25 protein-coding genes are annotated in these 26,921 nt (G+C 71.0%); 12 read left to right on the top strand and 13 right to left on the bottom strand.

What is annotated here, in order from left to right; translation table 11 throughout:
* The first annotated feature begins 9 nt into the window (after positions 1-9).
* The 6 genes from thrC (at position 10) to HEB94_RS44885 (ending at position 7,393) form a co-directional block, all read left to right on the top strand.
* Positions 10-1,290, top strand: coding sequence for a threonine synthase (gene thrC / locus HEB94_RS44910; RefSeq protein WP_192755486.1), 1,281 nt, complete (start codon positions 10-12; stop codon positions 1,288-1,290).
* On the top strand, positions 1,287-1,568 hold the full coding sequence (locus HEB94_RS44905; protein ID WP_192755485.1) for a MoaD/ThiS family protein: 282 nt from the start codon (positions 1,287-1,289) through the stop codon (positions 1,566-1,568). The genes thrC and HEB94_RS44905 overlap by 4 nt, the downstream gene beginning before the upstream one ends.
* 8 nt (positions 1,569-1,576) lie before the next feature.
* Entirely contained in the window at positions 1,577-3,187 is a 1,611-nt protein-coding gene (locus HEB94_RS44900; RefSeq protein ID WP_202896874.1) for an alpha-amylase family protein, read from the top strand.
* Positions 3,188-3,631: 444 nt separating this feature from the next.
* Positions 3,632-3,832 carry a cold-shock protein gene (locus tag HEB94_RS44895; RefSeq protein WP_192755484.1) on the top strand — a complete coding sequence of 67 codons (201 nt, stop codon included), beginning with the start codon at positions 3,632-3,634 and terminating at the stop codon, positions 3,830-3,832.
* A gap of 588 nt (positions 3,833-4,420) precedes the next feature.
* Positions 4,421-6,049 (top strand): chaperonin GroEL, encoded by a 1,629-nt coding sequence (groL, locus tag HEB94_RS44890; protein ID WP_192755483.1) that lies wholly within the window; start codon positions 4,421-4,423, stop codon positions 6,047-6,049.
* Between the two features lie 108 nt (positions 6,050-6,157).
* Complete coding sequence (locus tag HEB94_RS44885) at positions 6,158-7,393, top strand: dipeptidase (protein WP_238361789.1); 1,236 nt, start codon at positions 6,158-6,160, stop codon at positions 7,391-7,393.
* A gap of 102 nt (positions 7,394-7,495) precedes the next feature.
* Here HEB94_RS44885 and HEB94_RS44880 read toward each other — a convergent pair whose 3' ends face one another.
* The 5 genes from HEB94_RS44880 to HEB94_RS44860 all read right to left on the bottom strand — a co-directional run bounded on the left by HEB94_RS44880 (position 7,496) and on the right by HEB94_RS44860 (position 10,843).
* Positions 7,496-8,461, bottom strand: a complete 966-nt coding sequence (locus tag HEB94_RS44880) for an aldo/keto reductase (RefSeq protein WP_192755482.1) — start codon at positions 8,459-8,461, stop codon at positions 7,496-7,498.
* 61 nt (positions 8,462-8,522) lie between these two features.
* Positions 8,523-8,939, bottom strand: coding sequence for a VOC family protein (locus tag HEB94_RS44875; protein ID WP_192755481.1), 417 nt, complete (start codon positions 8,937-8,939; stop codon positions 8,523-8,525).
* 195 nt (positions 8,940-9,134) lie between these two features.
* Positions 9,135-9,896, bottom strand: a complete 762-nt coding sequence (locus tag HEB94_RS44870) for an RraA family protein (protein WP_192755480.1) — start codon at positions 9,894-9,896, stop codon at positions 9,135-9,137.
* A 122-nt stretch (positions 9,897-10,018) separates the two neighbouring features.
* Positions 10,019-10,471: a helix-turn-helix transcriptional regulator gene (locus HEB94_RS44865; RefSeq protein WP_337918419.1), complete on the bottom strand. Its 453-nt coding sequence runs from the start codon at positions 10,469-10,471 to the stop codon at positions 10,019-10,021.
* Between the two features lie 30 nt (positions 10,472-10,501).
* Positions 10,502-10,843: a hypothetical protein gene (locus HEB94_RS44860; RefSeq protein WP_192755479.1), complete on the bottom strand. Its 342-nt coding sequence runs from the start codon at positions 10,841-10,843 to the stop codon at positions 10,502-10,504.
* A 27-nt stretch (positions 10,844-10,870) separates the two neighbouring features.
* Between HEB94_RS44860 and HEB94_RS44855 the strand changes: the two genes are divergently transcribed.
* Both HEB94_RS44855 and HEB94_RS44850 read left to right on the top strand, forming a co-directional pair.
* A complete protein-coding gene (locus HEB94_RS44855; RefSeq protein ID WP_192755478.1) occupies positions 10,871-11,599 on the top strand; it encodes a copper homeostasis protein CutC in 729 nt (242 codons plus the stop codon).
* An 82-nt stretch (positions 11,600-11,681) separates the two neighbouring features.
* Entirely contained in the window at positions 11,682-11,978 is a 297-nt protein-coding gene (locus HEB94_RS44850) for a DUF4031 domain-containing protein (protein ID WP_192755477.1), read from the top strand.
* 97 nt (positions 11,979-12,075) lie between these two features.
* Here HEB94_RS44850 and HEB94_RS44845 read toward each other — a convergent pair whose 3' ends face one another.
* The 4 genes from HEB94_RS44845 to HEB94_RS44830 all read right to left on the bottom strand — a co-directional run bounded on the left by HEB94_RS44845 (position 12,076) and on the right by HEB94_RS44830 (position 17,268).
* Positions 12,076-13,626, bottom strand: a complete 1,551-nt coding sequence (locus HEB94_RS44845; protein ID WP_192755476.1) for a family 20 glycosylhydrolase — start codon at positions 13,624-13,626, stop codon at positions 12,076-12,078.
* 119 nt (positions 13,627-13,745) lie between these two features.
* On the bottom strand, positions 13,746-14,414 hold the full coding sequence (locus tag HEB94_RS44840) for an HD domain-containing protein (protein ID WP_192755475.1): 669 nt from the start codon (positions 14,412-14,414) through the stop codon (positions 13,746-13,748).
* Between the two features lie 22 nt (positions 14,415-14,436).
* Positions 14,437-15,126 carry a maleylpyruvate isomerase N-terminal domain-containing protein gene (locus HEB94_RS44835; protein WP_192755474.1) on the bottom strand — a complete coding sequence of 230 codons (690 nt, stop codon included), beginning with the start codon at positions 15,124-15,126 and terminating at the stop codon, positions 14,437-14,439.
* A gap of 9 nt (positions 15,127-15,135) precedes the next feature.
* Positions 15,136-17,268, bottom strand: coding sequence for a HelD family protein (locus HEB94_RS44830; protein WP_192755473.1), 2,133 nt, complete (start codon positions 17,266-17,268; stop codon positions 15,136-15,138).
* A gap of 308 nt (positions 17,269-17,576) precedes the next feature.
* Here HEB94_RS44830 and HEB94_RS54010 point away from each other — a divergent pair, with 308 nt between their 5' ends.
* On the top strand, positions 17,577-19,541 hold the full coding sequence (locus HEB94_RS54010; RefSeq protein WP_192755472.1) for a glycoside hydrolase domain-containing protein: 1,965 nt from the start codon (positions 17,577-17,579) through the stop codon (positions 19,539-19,541).
* Positions 19,542-19,606: 65 nt separating this feature from the next.
* On the opposite strand, the gene HEB94_RS44820 is transcribed toward HEB94_RS54010, so the two are convergent.
* Both HEB94_RS44820 and HEB94_RS54005 read right to left on the bottom strand, forming a co-directional pair.
* Positions 19,607-21,268 carry a DNA repair helicase XPB gene (locus HEB94_RS44820; RefSeq protein ID WP_192755471.1) on the bottom strand — a complete coding sequence of 554 codons (1,662 nt, stop codon included), beginning with the start codon at positions 21,266-21,268 and terminating at the stop codon, positions 19,607-19,609.
* A gap of 153 nt (positions 21,269-21,421) precedes the next feature.
* Positions 21,422-21,979, bottom strand: coding sequence for a CGNR zinc finger domain-containing protein (locus HEB94_RS54005; protein WP_337918418.1), 558 nt, complete (start codon positions 21,977-21,979; stop codon positions 21,422-21,424).
* Positions 21,980-22,054: 75 nt separating this feature from the next.
* Between HEB94_RS54005 and HEB94_RS44810 the strand changes: the two genes are divergently transcribed.
* Complete coding sequence (locus tag HEB94_RS44810; protein WP_192755470.1) at positions 22,055-22,795, top strand: class I SAM-dependent methyltransferase; 741 nt, start codon at positions 22,055-22,057, stop codon at positions 22,793-22,795.
* Between the two features lie 81 nt (positions 22,796-22,876).
* Here HEB94_RS44810 and HEB94_RS44805 read toward each other — a convergent pair whose 3' ends face one another.
* Positions 22,877-24,559, bottom strand: coding sequence for a carboxylesterase/lipase family protein (locus HEB94_RS44805; protein ID WP_192755469.1), 1,683 nt, complete (start codon positions 24,557-24,559; stop codon positions 22,877-22,879).
* A gap of 208 nt (positions 24,560-24,767) precedes the next feature.
* On the opposite strand from HEB94_RS44805, the gene HEB94_RS44800 reads away from it, so the two are divergent.
* Both HEB94_RS44800 and HEB94_RS44795 read left to right on the top strand, forming a co-directional pair.
* Positions 24,768-25,214 (top strand): CBS domain-containing protein, encoded by a 447-nt coding sequence (locus tag HEB94_RS44800; protein WP_192755468.1) that lies wholly within the window; start codon positions 24,768-24,770, stop codon positions 25,212-25,214.
* A 39-nt stretch (positions 25,215-25,253) separates the two neighbouring features.
* Complete coding sequence (locus HEB94_RS44795) at positions 25,254-26,054, top strand: HAD-IIA family hydrolase (RefSeq protein ID WP_192755467.1); 801 nt, start codon at positions 25,254-25,256, stop codon at positions 26,052-26,054.
* Positions 26,055-26,057: 3 nt separating this feature from the next.
* On the opposite strand, the gene HEB94_RS44790 is transcribed toward HEB94_RS44795, so the two are convergent.
* Positions 26,058-26,903 carry a DUF3152 domain-containing protein gene (locus HEB94_RS44790; protein WP_192755466.1) on the bottom strand — a complete coding sequence of 282 codons (846 nt, stop codon included), beginning with the start codon at positions 26,901-26,903 and terminating at the stop codon, positions 26,058-26,060.
* Positions 26,904-26,921 lie beyond the last annotated feature (18 nt).

The following is a 26,921-nucleotide window of genomic DNA, read 5'->3' as shown; positions in this document are numbered from 1 at the left end:
AGGCCTCGTATGACGACCTATGCTGACGCCGGCACGACGCCAGGCGCGCACACCATCCGCCCGGGAGCTTTCGGCAACGCCACCACGCTGCGATGTCGCGAGTGCGGGACGACCATCCCGCTCGGCGCGCACTACGCCTGTAGCGAGTGCTTCGGCCCGCTCGAGGTGGCCTACGACTACCCCCGGATCACCCGCGAGCAGATCGCGGCCGGTCCGCACAACATCTGGCGTTACCAGCAGCTTCTTCCGGTGCCGACCGACGTCGCGTCGTTCCCCAACACCGAACCCGGACTCACCCGCCTCGTCCGCGCCGACCGCCTCGCCGCCGACCTCGGGCTGGCCCGGCTGTGGGTCAAGGACGACTCCGGCAACCCGACCCACTCCTTCAAGGACCGCGTGGTCGCCGTCGCGCTGACCGCGGCTCGTGAGCTCGGCTTCCAGGTGCTCGCCTGCCCCTCGACCGGCAACCTCGCCAACGCGGTCGCCGCCGCGGCCGCCCGCGCGGGCATCCGCAGCGTGGTGATGGTCCCGCACAACCTCGAGCAGCAGAAGATCCTCACCACCGCCGTCTACGAGGGCACGCTGGTCGCGGTCGAGGGCACCTACGACGACGTCAACCGGCTCGCCAGCGAGATCGCCGGTGAGGAGGAGGGCTGGGCGTTCGTCAACGTCAACGTGCGGCCCTACTACGCCGAGGGCTCCAAGACGCTCGCCTTCGAGATCGCCGAACAGCTCGGCTGGCGGCTGCCGGAACAGATCGTCGTTCCCATCGCCTCGGGCGCCCAGCTGGTGAAGATCGACAAGGGCATCCGGGAGCTCGTCGAACTCGGGCTCGTCGAGGACACGCCGTACAAGATCTTCGGTGCCCAGGCCACGGGTTGCTCGCCGGTCTCGGCGGCCTTCAAGGCGGGCCACGACGTGGTGCAGCCGGTGAAGCCCGACACGGTCGCGAAGTCCCTCGCCATCGGCAACCCGGCCGACGGGCCCTACGTGCTCGACGTGTGCCGGCGGACCGGTGGGACGGTCGAGGACGTCAGCGACGACGAGGTCATCGCCGGGATCGCCCAGCTCGCCCGGACCGAGGGCATCTTCGGTGAGACGGCCGGCGGGGTGACCGTGGCGACGCTCGCGAAGCTGGTGCGCACCGGCCAGCTCGACCCGGGCGCCGAGACCGTGATCATCAACTCCGGTGACGGCCTGAAGACTCTGGACGCCATCGCCGGCAAGGTCGGCCCGAAGGCGACGATCCGTCCGACGTACGACGCATTCACGGAGGCTGGACTCGCATGAGCGTGAAAGTACGCATTCCGACGATCCTGCGGACCTACACCGGTGGCTCCTCGGAGGTGAAGGCCGACGGCACCACGCTCGCCGAGGTGCTCACCTCCCTCGACGAGACCTACCCCGGCATCCGGGCCCGCGTGCTCGACGACGCCGGCAAGCTGCGCCGGTTCGTCAACGTCTATGTCGGCGAGGAGGACGTGCGGTTCGCCGGCGGTCTCGAGACCCTCACCCCCGAGGGTGTGCAGGTCTCGGTGATCCCGGCGGTCGCGGGTGGTGCGCGCTGAGCGTTGGAGTGCCGCACGCGGCATTCGTCATCCACGACACGAAGGACGGTGTCCGTCAAGCTCGCTTTGACGGGCACCGTTTCGTCACCCATCGCGTCGAGATCGGCTTCCGCCAGACGGACGTCAGGTCCCACCCCGGCGACGACGCCCTCATCGTCGACGTGGCCTGCCCGAGCGCGGGGCTGTCGTGGGTGGTGCTGCGCTGGGACGTGCCGTGGTCGTCGGACCTCCTGATCCTCGGTGACGCCTGGGAGCGCTCCTACGGCGACCTGTCCTGGCGGCACTTCGAGCCGGGGCGGGTGTTGCCCTGGTCGTGGCTCGGGTACGAACCCGCGACCCACACGACACTCGGGCACGGCGTGAAGGTGCGTCCCCGCGCGTTCTGCTCCTGGACCGTGGACGAGGGCGGCTACTCCCTCTGGCTCGACGTGCGCAACGGCGGGGGACCGGTCCACCTCGGTGAACGCGTCCTGGAAGCGGCCACCCTGGTGGGCACCGCCGCCGGTTCGAACAAGTCGCCGTTCGAACTCCAGCAGGACCTCACGGCCGCGATGTGCGACGACCCGATGCCGGTCGCCGAACCCGTGGTCGGCTGCAACAACTGGTACTACGCCTACGGGCAGAACTTCGGTCCCGCGCAGATCCTGCGTGACGCCGAGACGATCGTGGAGTACGCCGACGGACACCCGGTCCGGCCCTTCTGCGTCGTCGACGCCGGCTGGACCCCGGGTGGCGGCGCCCCCGGTGGCCCCTGGACGGCCGGAACACTTGGCACCTTCGACGACATGCCCGGGTTCGCCGCCGACATCAAGACGCGTGGTGCCCGGCCCGGTATCTGGATGCGCCCCGCCGCGTTGACCGTCGTCGACGACCCGGCGCGGCTGCGTCCGGGACCCCGGCCCGCCAGGGAACTCCCGCTCGACCTCACCCTGCAAGGCAACCTTGACACCATCCGCGAAGACGTCGCCCGCATCGTCGGTTGGGGATTCGAACTCGTCAAGCACGACTTCTCGACCTTCGACGCGTTCGGTCGGTTCGGTCCCGCGATGGGCGCCGAACTCACCGACCCCGGTTGGCACTTCGCCGATCAGAGCCGGACGAACGCCGAGATCCTGCTCCGGCTGTACGAAGTCATCCGCGAGGGCGCGGGCGAGGCGACGCTGATCGGCTGCAACACCGTCGGCCACCTCGCCGCCGGACTGGTCGAGGTGCAACGGATCGGGGACGACACCTCCGGTCGCGACTGGGAGCGCACCCGGCGGATGGGCGTCAACACCCTCGCCTACCGGCTGGCGCAACACGGCAGGTTCTTCGTCGCCGACGCCGACTGCGTGCCGTGCACCCCGCGGACGCCCTGGGAGAAGAACCGCCAGTTCCTCGACCTGGTGGCCCGGTCGGGGACCGCTCTGTTCGTGTCGGTCGACCCGCGGTCTCGCAATCCCCAGGTGGACGCCGACCTGCGCGCGGCTGTCCGGCTCGCCCTCGACGGTGGGGACGCCGGCGGCGTCGAACCGCTTGACTGGCTGTACTCCACGACCCCGCGCGGCTGGCTCACCGCGAGTGGCCGGCGCACCTACGACTGGGCCGAACCTTTCGGAGTGTCGCCGATCGGGGTCTGATCCCGGTCCGCCGAACCGAATGTGGGTCCGCGGTAAGCGGTGCCCAGGAATGCGTGGCGGTCGGTTCAGATGGTGGGGCGCCAGGCGGCCAGCGGCTCCGCAGGAACGCCCGCCTGGGGCCGGAACGGGACGGCGATCCTCCTTCCAGGTGACCGAAAGGTCCGGAACCTTTCCGTCAGCCGGAAAGTCCAAACGACCCCCTTGGGTCTTCCCAACAACCGGCCAAAGTTGGCCCAAAGGAGATCGTCAAGACATCTCCCCACAAGGGGTGGAGTTCAGCTATGGTCAGCCGTGGTCGGCATGATCGTGCGTAATGGCTCGACCGCCAACGGTGGGAATGCGCGCGGATCTATCGCAACGCCTCCCCTTGGGGACGGGTGCGGTGAGGACGACCCAGGCCCGCGCCGGGCGGGTCTGACACCCGAACGGGCCTGAGGAGAGGGCATGACGCAGGGAACCGTGAAGTGGTTCAACTCTGAAAAGGGCTACGGCTTCATCGCTGTCGATGATGGCAACGATGTGTTCGTCCACTGGTCGAAGATTGTCATGGACGGCTACAAGTCTCTTGCCGACGGCCAGGCCGTCGAGTTCGAGGTCGTCAAGGGCCCGAAGGGGCTCGAGGCGCATGAAGTACGGCCGGTCTGAGTCGCAATAAAAGCCGAGCCCATAGAGGGCGATCACGGGGCCGGGGCCCGGACGGGAAACCGTCCGGGCCCCGGCTCGTCCCATGTCCGGGTGGCCTTGCGACTGTCCGGTTAGCCCCGCGCTGCCGGCGTCCGGTCAAAGGTCGGGGCGAGGAGAGAACGAGGAGAAGCTGACCGCGGGAGGGCCGGACGGTGAACGCTTCCCGTCCTCTTTCCCGCTCGTGAACGGGAGACCGGCCCGGCAGGTCACGCCACGCGCCGACCCAACTCTGGCCGGGCCGCCGCCCGCTCCCGCCGTCCGTGCCGGCCGCGTGGGCTCTCGTCGAGGCGCGCCTGCCACCCCTTCGACCGCCCCGGCGACTCCCCGGGCGGTTCCCCGGCCCGACCTGAGCGCGCCCCGCGGCGCCACCCGGCGGCTGGCTTGCACTCTCCCGGGTCGAGTGCTAAACACGTCCTTAGCACTCGAAGGTCGCGAGTGACAAGTCAACGGTTTGGTTCGACGAGGTCCCGGGACAGACCAGGGGCCGTCCGTCGCGGGCGTCGGGCCGGACACACGACCATCCACCCGACTGGGGGAGGATCCAGCTAGATGCCCAAGATCATCTCGTTCAACGAGGAGGCGCGCCGCGGCCTCGAGCGGGGTATGAACACCCTTGCTGACGCCGTCAAGGTGACGCTTGGCCCCAAGGGCCGCAACGTCGTCCTCGAGAAGAAGTGGGGTGCGCCGACGATCACGAACGACGGCGTGTCCATCGCTAAGGAGATCGAGCTCGAAGACCCGTGGGAGAAGATCGGGGCCGAGCTCGTCAAGGAAGTTGCCAAGAAGACCGACGACGTGGCCGGTGACGGCACCACGACCGCGACCGTGCTCGCTCAGGCGCTGGTTCGCGAGGGTCTGCGCAACGTCGCCGCCGGGGCCAACCCGATGGGCCTCAAGCGCGGCATCGAGGCGGCTGTCGAGCGCGTGACCGAGCAGCTCGCGCAGGCCGCCAAGGACGTCGAGACCAAGGAGCAGATCGCCTCTGTGGCGGCCGTCTCCGCTGGTGGCGACGCGAGCGTCGGCGAGATCATCGCCGAGGCGATGGACAAGGTCGGCAAGGAAGGCGTCATCACCGTCGAGGAGAGCAACACCTTCGGGCTCGAACTCGAGCTCACCGAGGGTATGCGCTTCGACAAGGGTTACATCTCGCCGTACTTCTGGACCGACGCGGAGCGCATGGAGGCCGTCCTTGACGACCCCTACGTCCTCGTCCTCAACGGCAAGATCTCTGCGGTGAAGGACATGCTCCCGCTGCTGGAGAAGGTCATGCAGTCGGGCAAGCCGCTCGCGATCATCGCCGAGGACGTCGAGGGCGAGGCCCTGGCCACGCTCGTCGTCAACAAGGTCCGTGGCACCTTCAAGTCCGTCGCCGTCAAGGCGCCCGGCTTCGGTGACCGCCGCAAGGCCATGCTCGGCGACATCGCCATCCTGACCGGCGGCCAGCCGATCTCCGAGGAGGTCGGTCTCAAGCTCGAGACCGCCACCCTCGACATGCTCGGCCGCGCCCGCAAGGTCGTCGTCACCAAGGACGAGACGACCATCGTCGAGGGCGCGGGCGACCCGGAGGAGATCCAGGGGCGGGTCAACCAGATCCGCGCCGAGATCGAGCGCAGCGACTCCGACTACGACCGCGAGAAGCTGCAGGAGCGGCTGGCCAAGCTGGCCGGCGGCGTCGCGGTGATCAAGGTCGGCGCGGCCACCGAGGTGGAGCTGAAGGAGCGCAAGCACCGCATCGAGGACGCCGTTCGCGCGGCGAAGGCCTCGGTGGAGGAGGGCATCGTCGCCGGTGGTGGCGTTGCGCTCGTCCAGGCCGGCAAGCGTGCCTTCGACAAGCTCGACCTCGAGGGTGACGAGGGCACCGGCGCCAACATCGTCAAGGTGGCGCTGGAGGCTCCGCTCAAGCAGATCGCGATCAACGCCGGTCTCGAGGGCGGGGTCGTCGCGGAGAAGGTCCGTAACCTGCCCGACGGCCACGGCCTGAACGCCGCGACCGGCGAGTACGTCGACCTGCTGGCGGCGGGCGTGCCCGACCCGGCGAAGGTCGTCCGCTCCGCGCTGCAGAACGCCGCGTCCATCGCTGGCCTCTTCCTCACCACGGAAGCGGTCGTGGCGGACAAGCCCGAGAAGGAGAAGGCTCCGGCGGGCGGCATGCCCGACGGTGGCGGCATGGACTTCTGAGTCCAGCAGCCTTCGAGCTACTCCACGTACCACCGCGAGGGGCGGTCCCGGAACACTCCGGGGCCGCCCCTCGTGCGCGTGGGGGAGGTGCAGGGCAAGATCGGACTCATGCCGACCGAGATGACCAGCGACCCCGCCAACCGTGCCGACCGTGCCGACCGTGCCGACCACCTCGAGCGGGCCCGGGCGCTGCTCGCCGCTCACCCGCTGGTCGACGGGCACAACGATCTTCCCCAGGCGGTGCGCCGGGCCGCGGCCTACGACTTCGACAAGGTCGACGTCGCCCAGTCCCAGCCCGGCCTGGACACCGACATTCCCCGGCTGCGGGCGGGCGGTGTCGGCGCGCAGTTCTGGTCGGTCTACGTACCGAGCCGGCTCCAGGGTGACCACGCCGTGTCCGCCACGCTCGAGCAGATCGACGGCGTTCACGCGATGGTCCGCCGTTACGCCGACACCTTCGGACTCGCGACCACCGCCGAGGAGGTCGAGCAGGTCTTCGCTTCCGGCCGGATCGCCTCCCTGATGGGCATGGAGGGCGGTCACTCGATCGACTGCTCACTCGCCACGCTGCGCGCGATGTACACGCTCGGGGTCCGCTACATGACCCTCACCCACAACGACAACGTGCCGTGGGCCGACTCCGCGACCGACGAGCCGGCGGTCGGCGGCCTGTCGCGGTTCGGGGAGGAGGTCGTCGCGGAGATGAACCGGCTCGGCATGCTGGTGGACCTCTCCCACGTGTCCGCCGACACGATGCGGGCGGCACTGCGCGTGAGCGAGGCGCCGGTGATCTTCTCCCACTCCTCGGCCCGCGCCGTCTGCGACGTCGCCCGCAACGTGCCCGACGACGTGCTCGCCGCACTCCCCGCCAACGGCGGCGTGTGCATGGTGACGTTCGTGCCGGAGTTCGTCACCCCCGCGTGTGCCGAGTGGCGCAAGGAGGCCGCGTCGGCAGCGGCCGCCGTGGGCGTGAAGTCGACCGACCTGCAGGCGTTCTACGGGTTCACCCGGGAGTGGCAGCGGGAGCACCCGAAGCCCGAGGGAACCATCGCCGACGTGGTGGCCCACGTCGAGCACGTGCGTGAGGTCGCCGGGATCGACCACCTCGGCCTCGGCGGCGACTACGACGGGACCGACACCTTCCCGATCGGGCTCGAGGACGTGTCGGGATATCCGCGACTGTTCGCCGCCCTGCTGGAGCGGGGCTGGTCGGAGGAGGACCTGCGCAAGCTCGCCGGCGCCAACGCGATCCGTGCGTTGCGCGACGCGGAGGGGTGCGCCCGGGAGATCCAGCAGCGCCGCGGACCCTCGCTCGCAACCCACGCCGACCTCGACGGAGTCTGACCTTGCCGAGCTGTGCCGTCCGTGGGGCCCCGGCACCACGGACCGCACGGCGAAGCACGGACCGCACGCCGAAGCTCGGTGTCCCGGATGCTCTCCTGGCGTTCAGGACCAGGGCAGCGAGCCGCGGTCGCGCCAGTACGCCTCGGCCGGCTCGGCCAGGGTCGCGAGCTGTTCACGCGCCTCCCCGTCCAGCCGGACGTGCGCGGCGGACAGGTTGTCCGCCAGTTGGTCGGTGGTCACCGCACCGGAGAGCACGACCCCGGCCCACTCCTCGTGCAGCACGGCCGCCAGGGCCAGCGCCGTGGGGGAGCACTCCGCCTGGGCGGCGAGCCGGGTGAGCAGCGGGCGGTCCGTCTCCTGCGCCAGACGCCCGTTGGCCAGGGCCTCCTTGACGATGACGGTGCGCCCCGCGGCCCGCGCCTCGGCGAGGGCGGGCCCCACGGAGGGCTCCAGCAGGTTGTAGGTGGCCTGGACACTCGTGAAGAGCGGAACGCCCGCCACGCTGATGTCGAGAGCCGCCCGCACGGCGTCCGCCTGGCGCGGGCCGCTCGTGGACACCCCCACACTGACGCCCTCCGCGACGAGAGCGGCCAGCCGCTCCTGGAGCGGGCGGTCGGTCAGGACGGAGCTGTCCGGGGTGAGCGAGTGGATCTGGTAGAGGTCGAGCCGGTCGCCGAGCAGGTGGCGGGTCTCGCCGAGCTGGCGGGTGAACGTGGCGGCGGTGTGGTCCTTGACCTCCTGCGCCGGCGCGTCCATGCGCCAGTCCCCGGTGTAGGTGTATCCCCACTTGCTGCCGACCACCACGTCGGCGGCCCTGGGCCGCTCCCGCAGCCATCCGGCGAGGAACTCCTCCGCCCGTCCGTAGGACCGCGCCGCGTCGACGTAGCGCACGCCCGCCGCATGGGCGGCGTCCAGCACCTCGTGGGTGCGGGTGCGCATGGCCTCGACGGACCGCTCGGCCGGCAGGTCCGCGTCCCGGCCCAGGGTGATGTAGGCGGGGCGGCCGAGCGCCGCCAGCCCCAGTCCCATGCGGGTCACCGCGGTGGCGGCACGGGTGTCGAACGGCACGGACGTTCTCCTTCGGCGGCGGGGCGTGGCGCGGGCACCGTCACCGTACAGCGGGGCCGGCTCAGGTCGTGGTGCGCTGGGTCATGCTGAACCAGTTTCCGGAGTCGTCCCGAAAGAGCGCCTCGATGCCGTAGAACTGCTCCTGCGGTGCGCTGACGAACTCCACGCCCTTCGCCCGCAGGTCCTCGTAGTCACGGTGGATGTCGTCGGTCTCGAGCACGCCGATGCCGAAGGTGTTCGAACCGATCAGTTCCCGAACGGCCGCGACCTTCTCCGCCGGAAGGTGCGGGCCGGCACTCGCGGGCATCAGGGTGAGCTCGAGGTCGGGCTGGCCCTTCGGGCCGACGGTCAGCCAACGCTGGCCCTCGCCGAAGGTCGCGTCGGTTCGGACCTCCATGCCGAGCTTGTTGACGTAGAAGTCGTAGGCGGAGTCCTGGTCGAGAACGTAGACACTGAGATGGGACAGACGCTGGATCATGTGTGCTCCTTTGCCACGGGACTTACCTCACCGAGGCTAGGAGCCGCAGTCGGGCGCCGGCATCTCCGATCTTGCGAAGCGGGTCATCGCGACGCTGGCCGGTGCGGGTCGGACTCCCGGCTGGGTGCGAGCCGCCGGGAGTGACCAGTACGGCGAGCCCCCATCGGAGGCTCGCCGTACCCGTGCGGTCCGTCGCTACAGACCGGCGTGGTAGCTCTCGACCGCCTCGATGTCGACGGTCTCGTCGGGCGCCTTGCCGAGCTTGTCGTAGACCCGGCGGCGCGCGTGCATGTCAGCGATCAGGATGGCCTTGGCGTGCTTCGCGACCTCAGGAGCGATCTCCTGCGGTACGACGATCACGCCGTCGTCGTCGGTGCCCACGATGTCGCCGGGGCGGACCTGGACGCCGCCGCACCCGATCGTGGTCTGCGCCTCGATGGCCTCGATCCGGCCGGGGATGATCGTGCGACCCCGGGCGGCGGCGCACACCGGAGTCTGTTGCAGCGCGATCTCGGCGGTGTCTCGGCAGTAGCCGTCGGTGATGATGCCGACCGCGCCGTTCGCGTGCGCGGCCATGGCGTTCATCGAGCCCCAGAAGCCCACTTCGCGGGCCCCGCCGCCGTCGGTGACGATCACGTGGCCGGGTGGGAGGTCGCCCACGCCGGCCGGGCGGCCGACCTCCTCGAACCAGATGCGGTGCGCGGCCACGATGTCCTCGGTGGTGTCGAGCTTCCACATCGGTCGGTTGGACGGCACGCAGCGCAGGGTCGCGGCCACGCCCCAGAACTTCATGCCGGACCACAGTGGACGTACGTCGCGGGAGACCAGGCCGATGTCGAAGTAGCCGAGGCCGTCCATGGCGTCGGCGACATCGGTGACCCGGAGGAACTTGTAGAGGCCGGCGAGCTCGGAGCCGCTCGCCGAGGCTGCGGACGTGTCGGTCGTGCCCGTGGACATGGCGTTCCTTTCCATCGCGTGTGGATAAGGGAGATCGCCGAATGGGCCCTCGACCGTTCCGATTATTGTCTACAAACGGCAACAACCAAGTGGGGCGTCCGGGATGGGACAGTGACCCGAGCTCAGGTGGTGGCCGACGCGGCCGACCAGCCCGCGGTGAAGCAGAGCGGGACGAACCGCGGCGTCCAGATCAGGTCCGAGGCGGTCCGGGGCACCGCGACGAGCAGCGGCCGGACACCTCGCCGGTAGTCCGACGGGCTCCGGCCGACCAGGGCGGCGAACCGGCGGGAGAACGTGCCGACGCTCTGGTAGCCGATCGCGAGGCAGACCTCGAGCACGGTGAGGTCGGTTCCGGCGAGCAGGGCTTTGGCCCGGTCGATGCGCTGGCGGGTCACGAGCGCGTGCGGAGTCTCGCCGTAGGTCCGGGCGAACGTCCGGTGGAAGTGGTACGGCGACATGCGGGCGGCCTCGGCGGCCCGGTCGAGTGGAACCGGGCCGTCCGACGAGGCGAGCAGAAGGTCCCGCGCTCGTTCCAACCAGACCTGGGTGGTCTGGTCGACGGGCTTGGCTCCCACGGGCGAAACGTTAGCAGCGAGGTGTCGGGCTCACAGGCCGCCGAGCCGGGCGACCACGATGCCGCCGCGGTCACAGACCCAGTGCGGGTCGGGGCCGAGTTCGGGGGCGATCCGAAGCTCGTGCGGCTCCACATCGTCGCAGGCCTTGCAGCGGGGCCAGCGCCCGACGGTGTCCATCATGGCGTCCTGAACGTCCTGCGCGATCTGGCCGGCGACGTAGTCGGCGCCCTCGGGCCATTCCGAAACCCACCATCGCCGTGCCGCCACGGCGTCCTCCAGGATGGAGACGCCGCGGGGGTCCGCGTGGCCGGAGGACTGCAGGTCGTGAAACACCAGTGCGCGTGCACCGATGAGCGGGTCGTCGTCCGTCACGGCCACGATCCTGGCAGGCTTACACACATGACGCGTCCCCTCCTCGAGGTCATCGCACTTGGAGCCGCCGACGCCGTCGCCGCTGCGGACGGCGGCGCGGACCGGGTGGAGTTGGTCACCGCCATGGACGCCGACGGACTCTCGCCCGAACCGTCGGTGGTCGAGGAGATCCGGCGCCGGACGGAGATACCACTGCGGGTCATGCTCCGCCTCGCCGACAACTTCACCGCAACCGGAGCCGAGCTGAGCCGACTGCACGGACTCGCCGCCGCCTACGCCCAGGCAGGCGCCGAAGGCTTCGTCCTGGGGTTCCTGACCCCCACGCTCGAAGTCGACCTCGATGCTACCCGCGCTCTGGTCAAGGAGTTCGCCGACCGGCCGTGGACGTTCCACCGGGCGGTCGACCATGCCCTCGACCAGGACCGCGCCTGGTGGGATCTGCGCGAACTGCCCGGTTTGACCCACGTTCTCACGGCCGGCTCCGCGCGTGGCGTGGAGGCGGGGATCGACGACCTGGTACGCCGGGCGAAGACCGACCCGTTCGCGGCCGGGCGGATCATGGCCGGCGGCGGGTTACGGGCCGAGCACGTGCCCTGGCTCGCGCAGGCAGGCGTCCGCGCGTTCCACGTCGGCACGGCCGTCCGGCCCGATCGCTCGTGGAAGGCCTACGTCGACGCGGGCTACGTCCGGGCCTGGCGCACGTTGATCGATGACGAGGTGGTCCGGGCCCTCGACGTCGCGGGCGGCGCGCTGTAGGGGCGGAGGACCTCCCCGGGGCACCGGTAGGTCGGCAGGTCGCGGCCCGCCCGAGCGGGATACCGGTCAGTAGGGTGATGCGGTGACGATCCTGCTCGACCCGCCGACCTGGCCGGCGCGTGGAAAGCTCTGGTCCCACCTCGTGAGCGATCGTTCGTTCGACGAGCTCCACGCGTTCGCACGGGCGTACGGCCTACCCGAGCGGGGCTTCCACCGCGACCACTACGACGTCCCGCAGGAGCGGTACGCCGAGCTCCTGGCGGCCGGCGCGCAGCCGGTGTCCAGCAGGGAGCTCGTGGCCCGGATCGCCGCGGCGGGCCTGCGCCGCCGCAAGTCCCCGGCCGGCCCCGAGCAGCGGCCGGACCACCGGCCCGGTTAGGGGCCGCGCCAGCTGGTGCCGCCCACCGCGCGGGGCTCCACGCCCCGAAGGGCGGCCGGGAGGAACCCCGCGCGGCAGTGCGGGTCGAACGAGCGCGTCAGTCGAGCGCGCGGTAGTTGACGCCGATCTGGTCGAGTCGGGCGAGGTGCGGGCGCAGCCGGTCGAGGAACACGTCGTAGTCGTCGATCCCGCCGGTCTCGTCACGCCACACGGCCTCGGCGAACGCGCAGACGCGGGGGAAGAGCATGTACTCCGCGTGCTCGGGCGTGGGGACGTACTCCGTCCACAGCTGGCACTGCGATCCCAGCACGTGGCCCGCGGCCTCGGCGTCGAGCTCACCCGGGATCGGGCGGTAGTCGTACACCTTCCGCAGGGAGACGAAGCCGCCGATCGCGAGCGGCTCGGACTCGCGGTCCTCGCTCTGGTAGTAGTCGAAGTAGACCGACTTGCAGGGCGCCATCACGACGTCCAGTCCACCGCGGGCGGCCTCGATGCCACCCTCCTCGCTGCGCCACGACATGACCACCACATCGTCGGGCAGGTTGGCGGGACCACCGCCCTCGAGCACCTCGTCCCAGCCGACGAAGCGGCGGCCGTTCTCGGCGAGGTAGGCGGCCATCTGGCCGGTGAACCACGACTGGAGCGCTTCCTCGTCCTTCAGTCCGAGGGAAGCCATCCGCTCCTGGGCGGCCGGGCTGACCTTCCACTCGTCCTTCGGGGTCTCGTCGCCGCCACAGTGGATCAGCGGGCTCGGGAAGAGGCTCATCACCTCCGAGAGGATGTCCCGGCAGAAGTCGAGGGTGGAGTCCTCGACGTTCAGGATCTGCTCGCTGATCCCCCAGCGGGTCCACACCTGCGCCGGCTTGAGACCGTTGCCGAGCTCGGGGTAGGCGGTGATGGCCGCGAGCATGTGGCCGGGCATGTCGATCTCGGGTACGACCGTGACGAAGCGTTCCTGCGCGTACGCCACGATCTCCCGGATGTCGTCCTGGGTGTAGAAGCCGCCGTGCGGCGTGGCGTCGAAGGTGAACTCGCTCTCGGGCCGGTGCCCGTGCCCGATCAGCGTCTCCGGCCGGAACGCGCCGACCTCGGTGAGCCGCGGGTACTTCTCGCTGGCGAGGCGCCACCCCTGGTCCTCGGTCAGGTGGAAGTGGAAGACGTTCAGCTTGTGCAGGGCCAGCAGGTCGATGACCTTGAGGACGAACTCCTTCGGCATGAAGTGTCGCGCCACGTCGAGCATCGTGCCGCGCCAGCCGAAGGACGGGCGGTCCTGCACCGTGACCGCCGGGATCTCCCAGTCACGCTCGACCTTCGTCGCCGCGAACGCCTCGGCGGGGAGCAGTTGCCGCAGGGACTGGACGCCGTAGAAGACGCCGGCCGGGTCACTGCCGGCGATCTGCACGCCCTCCGCTGTCACCGCGAGCGTGTAGGCCTCCGGGCCCGAGACGGTCGGGTCGACGGAGAGGGTGAAGGCGGCGGCGTCACCGTCGGTCGCGTCGTCCAGCGCGAAGCCCGTCGCCGGAGACAGCGCGCGCCGAAGCGCCCGGGCGGCCGGCGCGGATGCCTCGTCGAACCGCACGGTGGCCGTACTGGTCAGGTGGAAGGCGCCGTCGTGGCGCTCGAACTGCTGCGGCTTGGGAAGGATCACGGTGCGCCAGCCTAATGCCCGTAGATGCACCGCGACAGCCCTCTTGGCTCAACTTTGCGCAAGCCTGAGGAAGCGCTTCCCCACTGTCGGTCATCGCTGTCCGCCGTGCCTGGTGGGGCTCAGTCGGCCCCGCGCAGGAGCAGGAGTTCGGCCTCCACGTTGTGGCGGGCGTGCTGCTCCCAGTCGCGACGCCCGACGGGGGTGTGGAAGAGCCGGTCGTGGCTCAACAGCCCTTCGAGCACCCGAGCGCGGCCCGCCCGGAAGGCGTCGTCCTCGACGTGGGCGTACTCCGCGCGCACGCCGGTGACATAGTCGGCGTACCGCTTCGGGGGCGCCGCGAGGATCGCGAGGTCGGCATCGCAGAGAACCACGCCGTTGGCGTCGTCCTCGCTCACCGCGTGCGTCGAGGTGAGCTCGACCAGCCGGGCGACCTCCGCGACCAGGTGGTCGGCCGCGTACGCCGGCAGGACGGTGCGGGCGAGTCGCGCGGACTCCGCCTCGTTGTCGCCGCGGCGCGGGTCGTAGACGGCGTCGTGGAACCATGCCGCGAGGCGTACGGCGGTGAGGTCGCGAGCGTGCTCGGCAAGCAGGTCGACCGCGTCCAGGACCTCCGCGAGGTGGACGCGGTCGTGGTAACGGCGGACCGGTTCGGCGTACCGGTCCAGCAGGTCCTGGCCGGCCGCCTCGACATCGTGGCCCGGGAGGAGCGCCGCCCAGCGGGGGAGCAGCCGCTCTGGTTGCGAGCGCGCCGCATCGGGGTCGATGTCGTCGGGTCCGGTGTCCGTCATCGCAGGCTCCGATCGAGGTTCGTCAGCCCACCAGCGGGAAACGGCTCGCGGTGCTGCCGAGTCCCTGGCGTTCGGTGGCGGTCAGGGGCACCCGGCCGGTGCCCTTCAGGATCCAGGTGAGGTCGTCCCACGCCGGCCGCTGCCGGACCTCGCCGAGCAGGGCGTCCAGGACGTCGACGGTGTGCGCGACCGGGCCGGGACGAGGCACCGGGCGACCGGGCAGCGCGACCGTCATGTCGAGATGGTGGACGGTGGCCTCCACCGCGAGGGTGCTCAGGAAGTCGGTGACCGTGAAGGAGTGGCCCTGGGTCACGACGACGTCGGCGCCGGGTACCTGTGCGGCGAGCCGGAGCGCGGCGCCGGCCGTCTCGTTCCAGTGGATGACAACGGTCCGCGGGTCCACGTAGGCAGCGGCCCCGATCCGGACGAACCTCGCGTGGTCGGCGGCGGCGGCCTCGGTGCGCTCGGTCGCCCAGGTACGCCAGTAGGAGACGTGATCGCTGTCGGCGGGCTTGCCGGCCGGGCTGGCCAGCGTGACCAGTGCGCGTTGGGCATCGAGCAGGACGTGGAAGAGCACGTCGGCCACCGTCCACCCCACGCAGCGACTCGGACGCATGAGATCGGCGTGGTCGAGGCCGCTCGCGAACCGTGAGAGTTCGACGTACGCGTCCTCGACCGCGCAGAGCGCCACCCTGGGGTGAAGGTTGCCCATCTCCCAGGCTTACCAGACCCCGGCGGCCTCGCCCAGTGCCGGTGCCTGGGCCAACGGCTCCGGCAGCGGCTCGGCGTGCAACACCCGCAGCGAGGTCACCGCACGGGTGAGGCAGACGTAGAGCCGGCGCAGACCGGTCACCTCGTCGTGTTCGGCGGCGACGATCTGGGCCGGCTCGGCGAGGACCACGTGGTCGAACTCCAGACCCTTGGCCAGCGAGGCCGGTACGACGTCCAGCCGGGCGTCCACGTCGCCCTCCTCGCCGAGCACCGCGTACGGCACCCCGGCCTTGTCCAGGGCGGTCCGGAAGGGCCGGACGCGCTCGTCGGGAACGATCAGGCCGACCGATCCGGGGCGTTCGAGCGCCTCGCGTGCTCCCTCGACCGCCGCCTCCACGACCGACTTCGTGTGGGAGATGACGAGGTCGCCGCGGGTGCGCCGGACCGAGCTGGGTGCGGTCAGGCTGGGAGCGATCAGAGGAAGCAGCCGGGCGGCGTAGGCGATGACGTCGGCGGGAACACGGAACCCCTTGGTCAGCTCCTCGACGTGCGCGTCGGGCTTGCCCAGATGAGCCAGCGCCTCGGCCCAGTCGCGGGTCGCCCAGGGCGTGGTGGCCTGGGCGAGGTCTCCCAGGACCGTCGCCGAGCCGGTCGAACACCGGCGCCCGACGGCGCGCAGCTGCATCGGTGAGAGGTCCTGCGCCTCGTCGAGGACGACGTGGCCGATGCTCGGCGTTCGGTCCATCAGGTCGGCGACCTCGTCGACGAGTACCGCGTCGGCGAGGGACCAGCGAGTGGATCCCACCGTGCGTGGAGGTGTGGGCCAGAGCAGCATTTCCTGCTCGCGTGCGTCCAGTAGGCCCTCGGCATGCTCGGCCAGGAACTCCGGCTCGCTCAGGAGCCGGAACACCAGTCGGGCCGGATCGACGGCGGGCCAGATCTCGTCGACGTAGGCCCGCACCGGTCGGCTGCGGGCGACGGAGTTCTGCACCCGGTCGTCGGGTGAGTCGCCGTCGGCCTCCATCCGCAGCAGGACGGAGTGCGCGAGGCGTTGCGGCAGGATCGCCCGGCCCGCGCCGTAGCGGACACCGCGGGCCCGGATCCCGTCGAGGATCTCGCTCACCTCATACGTCGGAACCCGGAACCGGCGGGCACCACGAGGAACGAGCAGTCCCTGGGTGGGTTGGCACAGGTGTGCCCAGACCGCGCGTCGCAGCACCTCCGCCATCCGCGCGTCGCCCTTCAGCGTCGCGACACCGGCCGGGTCCTCACCGCGGATCCTGATCCGGCCGACGAGTTCGGGCACGGTGCTCTGCCGGGCCTCGATCTCGCCCAGCGCCGGAAGGACGTCGCCGATGTAGCGGAGGAAGGAGTCGTTCGGTCCGACGACAAGGACACCTTGACGCCGCAGCTGGTCGCGGTGGGCGTAGAGCAGGAACGCCGCGCGGTGCAGGCCGACGGCGGTCTTCCCGGTACCGGGAGCACCCTGCACACAGACGGTTCGGGCCAGATCGGCCCGCACGATGTCGTCCTGCTCGGGCTGGATCGTCGCGACGATGTCGCGCATCGGGCCGACACGGGGGCGTTCGATCTCGGTCTCGAGGATCTGGCTGACCTCGCCGGCCTCGGTCGCGTCGGTGAGGTGCTCGTCCTCGTACGCCGTCAGGTCGCCGTGGCCGAACCCGAACCGTCGGCGCAACTCCACGCCCATCGGCTCGGCGCGGGTCGCGCGGTAGAAGGGGCGGGAGACGCCCGCCCGCCAGTCGACCACCATCGGGTCGCCCGCGTCGTCGGTGACGTGTCGCCGCCCGATGTAGAAACGTTCGGCGCGCCCCGCGGACGGCTCCTCGGTGGGACCGGCGCCGGCCGCGTAGTCGAGCCGGCCGAAGAAGAGAGGGGTGTTCGGGTCGTCCGCGAGGGAGAGGGCCCGGTGGTGGAGCGTGGCCTTGAGGTACTCGGTGGAGACGGCGTTGCCGCCCTGTGCGTCCAGCGACTCGGTGCGCTCGCGCATCCGATGGAGTGCCGAACGCGATGCCGAGAGGTGATCCTGTTCGGCGGTGAGGTGGTCGGGGGCGTCCGGACGATCCGCGGTGTCCGCGGCGTCCGCGGTATCCGGCGGCTCGATGGTCTCGTGGGTGGGCATACTCGACCTCCGCTTCGCGCGAGCAGCGGCTCGATGGAGGGAAAGGGCCCAGCACGTTAACACGTGCGGCTGCCGGGTTCGACCGAATACCGCGGTGCCGACGTTGTCCCGCAACCAACCGAACTGCGGCGACTGCCCGGAGGGCGAAATTACAGCCCTGTGGTTACTCCTGCGTTGCCTGGGACACCTGATGCGGATGTGATGCTGTCTGTGGCAGTGGGTGACGTTCTGCATGCGAATCGTGGTCATCGTCACTCGTATCACCGCGACCGCCGCACCGGCGACGCGCTCGTTCCGGGAAGGCGACAGTGACGACACCTGACACCGCTGACACCACCCAGCAGGCCGGCTCGCGGCGCGCGGCTCGCCGTACGACCAGGCTGAGCCTCAGCTTCGTGGTCGCGTTCGCCGGAGGGGTCTTCGCCACGAGCGGCGCGGTGCCCGGTCCGGCCGTCGCCGCCGGGCAGCCTGTCGCTTCCGAGCGGGTCGTGGCGCGTGGGGAGCCGGCCGCGCGGCCCGCGGCCGGTGACGCCCTCGATGCCAGAAGCCGTGCGGTCATCTATCGCGGGTTGCGACTCGCCGTACCCGCGGGGTGGGAAGTCCACGACCTGGAGGCGAAACCCGACACCTGTGTACGTTTCGACCGGCCCGCGCTCTACCTCGGTACGCCCGGCGCGGACCAGGACTGTCCGGCCCACGCGGTCGGGCGGACCGAGTCGTTGCTGATCGAGCCCGCGACCGCCGCCACCGCCGTCGCCTCGGTCGCCGAACCCGGAGAGATGATCTCGCTCGCGGCCGCCGCCGGCGTGACTCAGGAGATCCGCTACGCCCTGTCCGGCACGGGCCTCGCGCTCACGGCGGCCTTTGGTGAGCGCCCCGAGCTCCTCGACGCCGTCCTGCGCGGCGTGCGCTACGAGGGACCTGAACGCCGGACGCCGAGCGTCCCGACGGCCGAGACCGCTCTAGACCTGGACCCCTCGACGGCCGCGCAGGACCCGGCGCCTCTCCTGGACGGCAAGGCGCCGACGGTGGGTGGGGCGCTCGCCCTGAACGACCCGGTGACCCTGCCGAGCATGGCCTCGACCACGAGGCTTCGGGGAAGCGGGTTCGACGCCTGCGCGGCGCCGTCGCTGCAGACGATGCGGGCGTGGCTCGCCTCGCCGCACCGTGGCGTGGGCATCTACATCGGCGGTGTCAACCGGGCCTGTCCCGACGGCAACCTCGACGCCACCTGGGTCAGGTCCATCGCGCGACTCGGCTGGCGGACGACTCCGATCTACGTCGGACGGCAGGCGCCGTGTGCGTTCCAGGACGATCTCGGCCCGATCCGCTCCGCCAACCCCGGGCAGCAGGGCATCGACGCGGCCGTCGACGCGATGGCCCGCGCGAAGAAGTTCGGGCTGGGGCCCGGGACCGCGATCTACTTCGACATGGAGGGGTACGACAACCGGATCGCGAGCTGCAGCCGGATCGTCCTGACGTTCCTCAGCGCCTGGACGAAGCGCCTGCACGACGGCGGGTACCTGTCCGGCGTCTACTCCAGTGCCGCCTCCGGTATCAGCGACCTCTCCGGTGCGTACCTGTCCAGCACCTACGTCCGCCCGGACGCGGTCTGGATCGCACGGTGGGACGGACGCGCGAGCGTGTGGGGCGAGCGTTACGCGCCGAACGACCAGTGGGGGATGCACCAGCGCATCAAGCAGTACCGCGGCCCGCACGTCGAGACCTGGGGTGGCCGGTCGATCGAGATCGACAGCAACCGTGTCGACGGCCCCCAGGGTGCCGCCCGCTTCTGGCAGCGGGTGATCTCCCGCGGGACGCTGTGGTCGCACACCGGCCCGGGTACGGCGTACCCGGTGGTGCGTGGGTACGCGCCGGGACGCAACGTCGACGTCGTCTGTCAGACCACCGGCAGCCTGGTCGGCACGACCCGGGTGTGGAGCAAGTTCGCGGACGGCACCTACGTCAGTGACCTGCACCTGAACACGCCGAACAAGCGCGGGTTCTCAGCGCCGATCCCGGAGTGCCGCTACCCCTACGCGGCCTGGGCCAACGGTGGACTGATCATGCGGGCTGGGCCGGCCACGTCCTACCCGCGGACCGGACTCGTCCCCTACGGCGGCATGGCCTACGTCCGCTGCCAGCGTGCCGGCATGCGGATCGGCCCCAGCGCCGTGTGGAACCTGCTGGACGACGGCCGGTGGGTCTTCGACTGGTACACCCTGACGCCCGGCCGGCCCGGCTTCACCGCCATGATCCCGCGCTGCCCGTGACGGGCGGGCGTGGGGTCAGGTCGGGGCCGGCGCGGGTCGGCGTCCGGTCGCCGTGCGGGTCGGGGTCAGCTCGGGAGTTCGCCGGACAGCACGTCGTCGGCGTCGACGATGCGGTAGGCGTAGCCCTGCTCGGCGAGGAAGCGCTGACGGTGCGCGGCGAAGTCCTGGTCGACCGTGTCCCGTGACACGACGGCGTAGAACCGAGCCGCCCGGCCGTCGTGCTTGGGACGGAGCAGTCGGCCCAGACGCTGTGCCTCCTCCTGGCGGGACCCGAAGGTGCCGGACACCTGGATCGCCACCGCCGCCTCGGGCAGGTCGATCGAGAAGTTGGCGACCTTCGACACCACCAGCAGGTTGATCTCACCGGAGCGGAACGCCTCGAACAGCCGCTGGCGTTCGCGGACGGTCGTCTCGCCCTTGATGATGGGCGCGTCCAGGCGGGCCGCGAGGTCGTCCAACTGGTCGATGTACTGACCGATGACCAGGGTGGGCTCGCCGCGGTGCTGTTCGGCGAGGCGTTCGACGACGCGGGCCTTGGTGTCGGTCGTGCAGGCGAGGCGGTAGCGCTCGTCGGTCTCGGCGGTGGCGTAGGTGATGCGTTCGCTGTCGGTGAGGGTGACCCGCACCTCCACGCAGTCCGCGGGGGCGATCCAGCCCTGGGCCTCGATGTCCTTCCACGGCGCGTCGTACCGCTTCGGTCCGATCAGGGAGAACACGTCGCCCTCGCGGCCGTCCTCGCGGACCAGCGTCGCTGTCAACCCGAGCCTGCGCCTGGCCTGCAGATCGGCGGTCATCCGGAAGATCGGTGCGGGCAGCAGGTGCACCTCGTCGTAGAGCACGAGGCCCCAGTCGCGGGCGCCGAAGAGTTCGAGGTGGGTGTAGGCGCCCTTACGGCGCGAGGTCATCACCTGGTACGTCGCGATGGTGACCGGACGGATCTCCTTGCGCGCACCGGAGTACTCACCGATCTCGTCCTCGGTCAACGAGGTCCGCTTGACGAGTTCGTCCTTCCACTGCCGGGCGGAGACGGTGTTGGTGACGAGGATCAGCGTGGTGGCCTTCGCGTGCGCCATCGCGGCGGCACCGACCAGCGTCTTGCCGGCGCCACAGGGGAGTACGACGACGCCGGAGCCCCCGTGCCAGAAGGCCTCCGCGGCCTGCTGCTGGTAGGGGCGCAGCGACCAGTCGTCCTCCAGCAGGTCGATCGCGTGTGCCTCGCCGTCGACGTATCCGGCGGTGTCCTCGGCCGGCCAGCCGAGCTTGAGCAAGGCCTGCTTGACGTGACCGCGTTCGGAGGGGTGCACCGCCACGGTGTCGGGGTCGAGCCGCGTGCCGAGCATCGGCTTCAGCTTCGAACTCGAACTGCGCAGCACCTCCTCCAGGACCGGGCGGTCGGTCGTCACCAGGACCAGCCCGTGTGTCGGGTGCTGCTCCAGCCGGAGCCGGCCGTAGCGGGCCATCGTGTCCGCGACGTCGACGAGGAGCGCGTGCGGAACCGCGTACCGGCTGAATCGCAGCAGGGTGTCGATGACCTGCTCGGCGTCGTGGCCGGCGGCCCGGGCGTTCCAGAGGCCGAGGGGGGTGAGCCGGTAGGTGTGGACGTGCTCCGGCGCGCGTTCGAGTTCGGCGAAGGGCGCGATCGCCTTCCGCGCCTCGTCGGCCGCGGCGTGTCCCACCTCGAGGAGGAGGGTCTTGTCGGACTGGACGATCAGGGGGCCGTCGTTCACAGGATCTCCGTGTGAAGCATCGGGGGATTCACTCCAGTGTCCAACCGTAGGCAAGTCGCAGGTGTTCCGCCGCCCAAGTGGCCAGGCTGGCGGGTGGTCCGTCCAGGGGTGGCGACCCTCTGTGACCGTCCGACACGATGCGTCCACCTCCGGTCATGCCGGGGCCGCGGCCTTTCGGCGGGCCCGGAACGCCGCGACGTTGGCCCGTGAGGAGCAGCGGTCCGAACAGTAGCGCCTGGAGCGGTTGGGCGAGGTGTCGACGAAGACGTTGGCGCACTTCGCCGCCTGGCAGCTGCCGAACCGGTCGGGCCCCAGATCGCACACCACGATCGCCATGCCCATCAGCCCTTCCGCGGCGAGGGTTTCGGCGACGGAGGACTCGCGTTCGGCGACGTGGAGGTGGAGTCCCGCCTCGCCGTGACCGGAGATGAACGGGGAGACCGGGTGGCGGGCGAGCAGGGTGTTGAGGCGTTCGACGATCGCCTCCGTCGCGGCTGCTCCCGGCCCGTCGCCTCCGGCGTCGGGCGCGGGATCCGCGAGGAAGACCGGCCGCAGGTCGCGCTGCAGGCGGCGCAGGGCACGCACGTCGGAGCTGGTGATCCGGTCGGCGAGCCAGGGCCGGTCGGCAAGGTGGGAGCGGAGGTCGTCCTCGTCCTCGAGGGGGACGTTCACAAGATCCGCTGCCCGCTCGGCGTAACGGAGAAAGTCCACTTGTGCACCTTACTGGACGCACTCTACGGTGTAACTACCACTTGTCCGAAGTGAACCTTACGTAGGGAGATGTCGATGGACTGGGGTCAGTGGCAGGTGCTGTGGGACAGGCAGCAGGAGGCGTTCATGCCCGACCGGGAGGAGCGGTTCGCCGCGCTGCTCGACGTGGTCGAGGCGGTTTGCGGTCCCAAGCCGCGGGTGCTCGACCTCGCGTGCGGGACGGCGTCGATCACTCGCCGGCTGCTCGACCGGCTGCCGGACGCCAGCAGCGTGGGCCTCGACCTCGATCCGGCCCTGCTGCGGATCGCGGGCGGCAGCCTGGAGGGCGACGAGCGGGTCCAGATCGTCCGCGCGGATCTGGGCACGCCGGGGTGGACGGACGCGGTGACCGGCGAGTTCGACGCCGTACTCACGGCAACCGCCTTGCACTGGCTTCCGGCGGAACGGATCCGGGTGCTGTACGGCGAGATCGCGAGTGTCCTGCGGCCGGGTGGGGTCTTCTGCAACGCCGACCACATGGCCGACCCCGGGCTGCCGGAGCTGACCCGTCGGCTGGAGGAGCTGCGGAAGGTCCGGCGGGAGGCGGAGTACGCCGCGGGTGAGGTGCTCTCCTGGTCGGCATGGTGGGACGCGGCGCGACGCGCCCCCGAACTCGCCGACGCGGTGGCCGAGCGCGACACCATCTACGCCGAGTCCCACGGTGACTCGGTCCCGGTCTCTACCACCCACCTGGAGTTCCTGCGGGCCGCGGGCTTCGGTGAGGTCGGGCTGATCTGGCGCGGTCTGGCCGACGCCGCGTTCGCCGCCGTCCGCTGACCGGGCAGCGCTGCCCGAGCATCTGGCCGAATCATGAGGACGGATGGTCATGAGGCGCACCATCCGTCTTCATGATCACGATCACGGGGAAGGGGTGGTGGGGATGGTTGCCCAGAAGTCGCACTGGTGCTCGACGGCCAGGTCGACCGGGCGCACCCCACCGTTCCCCGGCGCGAGCCGCTGCACCAGCGAGCCGTCCGGACCGGACGCCGACCACCGGGGCCGCCCCGGGCCGTTGGGGTCACCGCGACGCGCGAACGCCGTCCAGTAGCCGATCATCGTGTCTGAGAGTCGACGTTGCGCGCGCGTGAGCTGCGACGGACCGAAGTCGAAAAGGTACGACAGCTCAGCCGAGTGATACGCGCCCAGCGGGAACTCCGGCGGCGCCCCCACGCCGAGGTTCGGCGCGTTCCGGTCCGCGAACTCATACCCGAACACCCGTTCCCGTCGTCCCACCAGCTGTTGCGTGCTCAGCGCCGGGCAGGCGAAGTAGTGGTCGGTGACGACGGCGCCCCAGGCCAGCACCGGCGTGCCGTGCTCCGCCACTGGGTAGCGCGCGGCGATCCGTTCGGCGGCGGCTCCGAAGGTGCTCGCGAGCAGGCCCCGGAACCGCTCGATGGACATGGGGCTCTCGAGTTCCTGGAGCCAGGCGTAGTAGCGGCCCTCGTCCCGGTTCACGCCCGCGAGGAGCGGCACCCGAAGGAACCGGCCGGATCGCAGGGCGGCCTCCGGGCTGCGCGGGAGGAGCGGAGTGCCGTACGCCGGACGGAACGTCGGTGGGGAGGAAGGGCTGTCCGGATGACGCAGGTCCAGGAGGGCTCGAGCCGGCAGCCGACGCAGGCAGTCGAGCACTCTCGCCGGCCCGACCGGCGCCGCGCCCGGGTCCTCCTCACAGCCGGCCTGGGTGGCGAGTTCGACGCCGGTCTGCTCCGCCCGCGCCAGCGGAACCGGTGCGGCGGCGTATTCCATGTGTTCGTCGACCGTGCACGGCCCGCTCTCCAGGATCGCCCGGTCGAAGAGCCCGGCCGCCGACGGGGACACGAGCTGTGCGCAGGTGCTGCTGGCACCCGCGGACTCCCCGAACAGCGTGACGTTGCGCGGATCCCCGCCGAAGAAGGCGGCGTTGCGGCGTACCCAGCGCAGCGCCGCCTGCTGGTCCAGCAGGGCGAACGTCCCCGACCCCGCGAGGCCGGGATGGGCGAGGAACCCGAAGATCCCGAGCCGGTAGTTGACCGTGACCACCACGACGTCGCCCTGAACGGCCAGCCGGTGCGCGTCGTAGCTGCTGGCGGCGCCGTCGGAGTAGCCGCCACCGTGCAGCCAAACCATGACCGGCCGGGGGCGCGGACTGCTGCCGGCCGCGGGTGTCGTGACGTTCACGAACAGGCAGTCCTCCTCCACGCTGCCGCAGGTGATCTCGCCACTCGGACCCTGCGGGCACGGGCTGCCCGGGGTGGTTCCGTCCCGGATCCCGCGCCACGCGGGCGCGGGTCGCGGTGCGGTCCAGCGTCGTTCGCCCACCGGTGGCGCGGCGTACGGGATCCCCTGGAAGGTCTGGTATCCCTCGCGCGACGTACCCCGGACGAGCCCCCGGTCGGTCATCGCCACCGGACCCGACGAGCTCGGCCCGCCGTCGGGCCGGTTGGGCCCGACCGGCCCGCTCGGCCCGGGCGGTGCGGCCACGGTCACCAGAAGTACGCCCGTCAGCATCACCGCCGAGATCACCGACGGCACCGTCCAGTGCGCCGCGCGCGGCTTCCGCATCCCCGTGTCCCCTCGTTCGTGGACGCGCCCGGTCAGGTCCACGCGCCTCCGGCTCCTCCGTCACCGGGACGCTACGGAGGACAGCGGGCCCTGACCCACACCCGAAAGCCAACCGGTGTCCACCACTTTCGTCGTACGCCGAATACGCCGAATACGCGGAACTCGCCGAAGCCGCCGGAGCCAAGCGGTCGCGAGGTAGCGTGCCGGCATGCTCGCTCGTGACCTGGTCGAGGACCATCCGGCGGTCGACATCGGCTCCGACGCGCTCGAGGCGGCGAGGTTGCTCGGCGAGTACCACTTGCCCGGTCTGGTCGTGACCGCCGACGGAGGGCGACCGGTCGCGGTGCTGCCGGCGTCCCAGGTGGTGCGGTTCGTGGTCCCGGACTACGTGCAGGACGATCCGCCGCTCGCGCGGGTCCTGAACGAGAAGGCGGCGGACCGGATCGCGACCGAGCTGGCCGGGCGTACCGTCGCGGACATGCTGGCGGACCGGCCGGCCGAGCTGCCGGTACTCCACGCGAGCGACACCCTGCTCGAGCTCGCGGCGTTGATGGCCCGACTGCACAGCCCGTTGGTGGCGATCGTCGAGGACTCCCGGCTGCTGGGCGTCGTGACCGCGGCTCGGCTGCTGGCGCTCGCGCTTCGTCCCGCCTGACGAACGACCCGGAGAGGACGCGTGCCAGGCTTGGCCGTGATGAACGGCAACTCGACCGCCGGCTTCCGCGGCGTCATCTGCGACCTGGACGGGACGGTCTACCTGTCTGGCCGGCCTGTCCCCGGCGCCGTGGAGGCGCTGGCGGAGATCCGGAAAGAGGGCGTCCGCGTCCTGTTCGTCTCCAACAACCCGTTGCGCGACTCAGACTCCTACGCCGAGCGCCTTTCCGGGCTCGGCATCCCGACCGAGCCGAGCGACGTGCTCACCTCCGGCGCGGTGATGGCCGAGTGGTTCCGGGCGGAGGCCCCGGGTGCCCGCGTGTACCTCCTCGGCGAGGAGAGCCTGCGCTCGGAGTTGGTGCGCGCGGGAGTGACCCTCGTCTCGGAGGGGACCCAGGCCGAGGTGGTGGTCGCGTCGTTCGACCGGACGTTCAGCTACGCGACCTGGTCGGAGGCGTTTCGGGGGATCCGGGCCGGCGCGAGGTTCGTCGCCACCAACCCCGACGCCACCTGCCCTGTCGAAGACGGCGAGGTACCTGACTGCGGCGGCATCATCGCGGCCCTGGAGGCGACCACCGGTGTGCGGGTGGAGGCGGTGGCGGGCAAGCCGTCTCCGCTGATGCTGGCGGCGGCGCTGGAGCGGCTCGGCTGTGCGCGCGAGGAGGTCCTGGTGGTGGGGGACCGGGTGGGTACGGACATCGAGTTGGGTCGGGCCGGTGGCGTCGCGACGGCGCTCGTGCTGACCGGGATCACCGACCGTGCCACCGCTGCCGACCTCGAGCCGGCCCCGACGTACGTCCTCGACAGTATCGCCGCGCTCCCCGCCGTCGTTCTGGCCTGACCCTCAGAGTTCGGAGGGGAGGGGCCAGGCGTTGGGCAAACAGTCGTCCACGCCCTTGGTCTGCTGCATCATCACCGGGGCCTGCCGCCCGGCTGCCGGACACTGGGCGTGACCCTTGCCGAGTGAGTGTCCGACCTCGTGGTTGACGACGTAGTGCCGGTAGTTGGCGACGTCACCGTGGAACGCGTCCGCACCGAAGGCCCAGCGTTCGGCGTTGATCGCCACGTGGCCGCCCATCCGACACGACAGCTCGCCACCGGTGTCGAGGGGTTCGCACAGGTCGTCGGTCAGCGCCGGGGACGCGATGATGATGCGCAGGTCGGCGTCCTCGCTCGCGACGCGTTCGAACCTCGCCCGGCCGGCGGCGGCCCAGCTGCGCGGGTCGGCCAGTGTCCCGTCGACGATCTTCGCGACCTCGGCGGGCGTCCATGGCAGGGAGTCCTCGACCTCGACGCTGTAGCGGACCAGGGGACCGGTCCCGAACGGCTTGGTCCCGCCCGGTGCCAGGGCGAGTTTGCCGGAGCCACGCCGGGCAATGGTGACGGTAGACGGCTTTGCCGCTGAGGTGGGGGACGTCGCCGGAGCGGTCCTTCGCGACCGGTCATCGCTCCTGGCGGCCCGGCCCGGACCAGGTCTGGGGGCGGTGCGGTGCGGATCCGTCGCGTCGTTCGCGGCAGCGCCGGCGGACGGCGCTGGTCCCGCGACCGGCGTGTGGTCGGGAGGGGACGGGAAGAGTCCGAGCCAGCCCGCGAACACCGCGAAGCCGAGTGTGGCGATCGATGTGACGAGTGTGAGTGAACGCCAGAATCGGCGTCGGCCTGGCTTGGGAAATGCCGTTCTTCCGGCCATGCGTGGGTCCGCCCCCTC

It is taken from the genome of Actinopolymorpha pittospori, from assembly GCF_014873875.1.
Taxonomy (GTDB): Bacteria; Actinomycetota; Actinomycetes; order Propionibacteriales; family Actinopolymorphaceae; genus Actinopolymorpha; species Actinopolymorpha pittospori.
The sequence above is the reverse complement of the archived record's forward strand: the minus strand, read 5'-3'. Positions and strand labels throughout refer to the sequence as shown.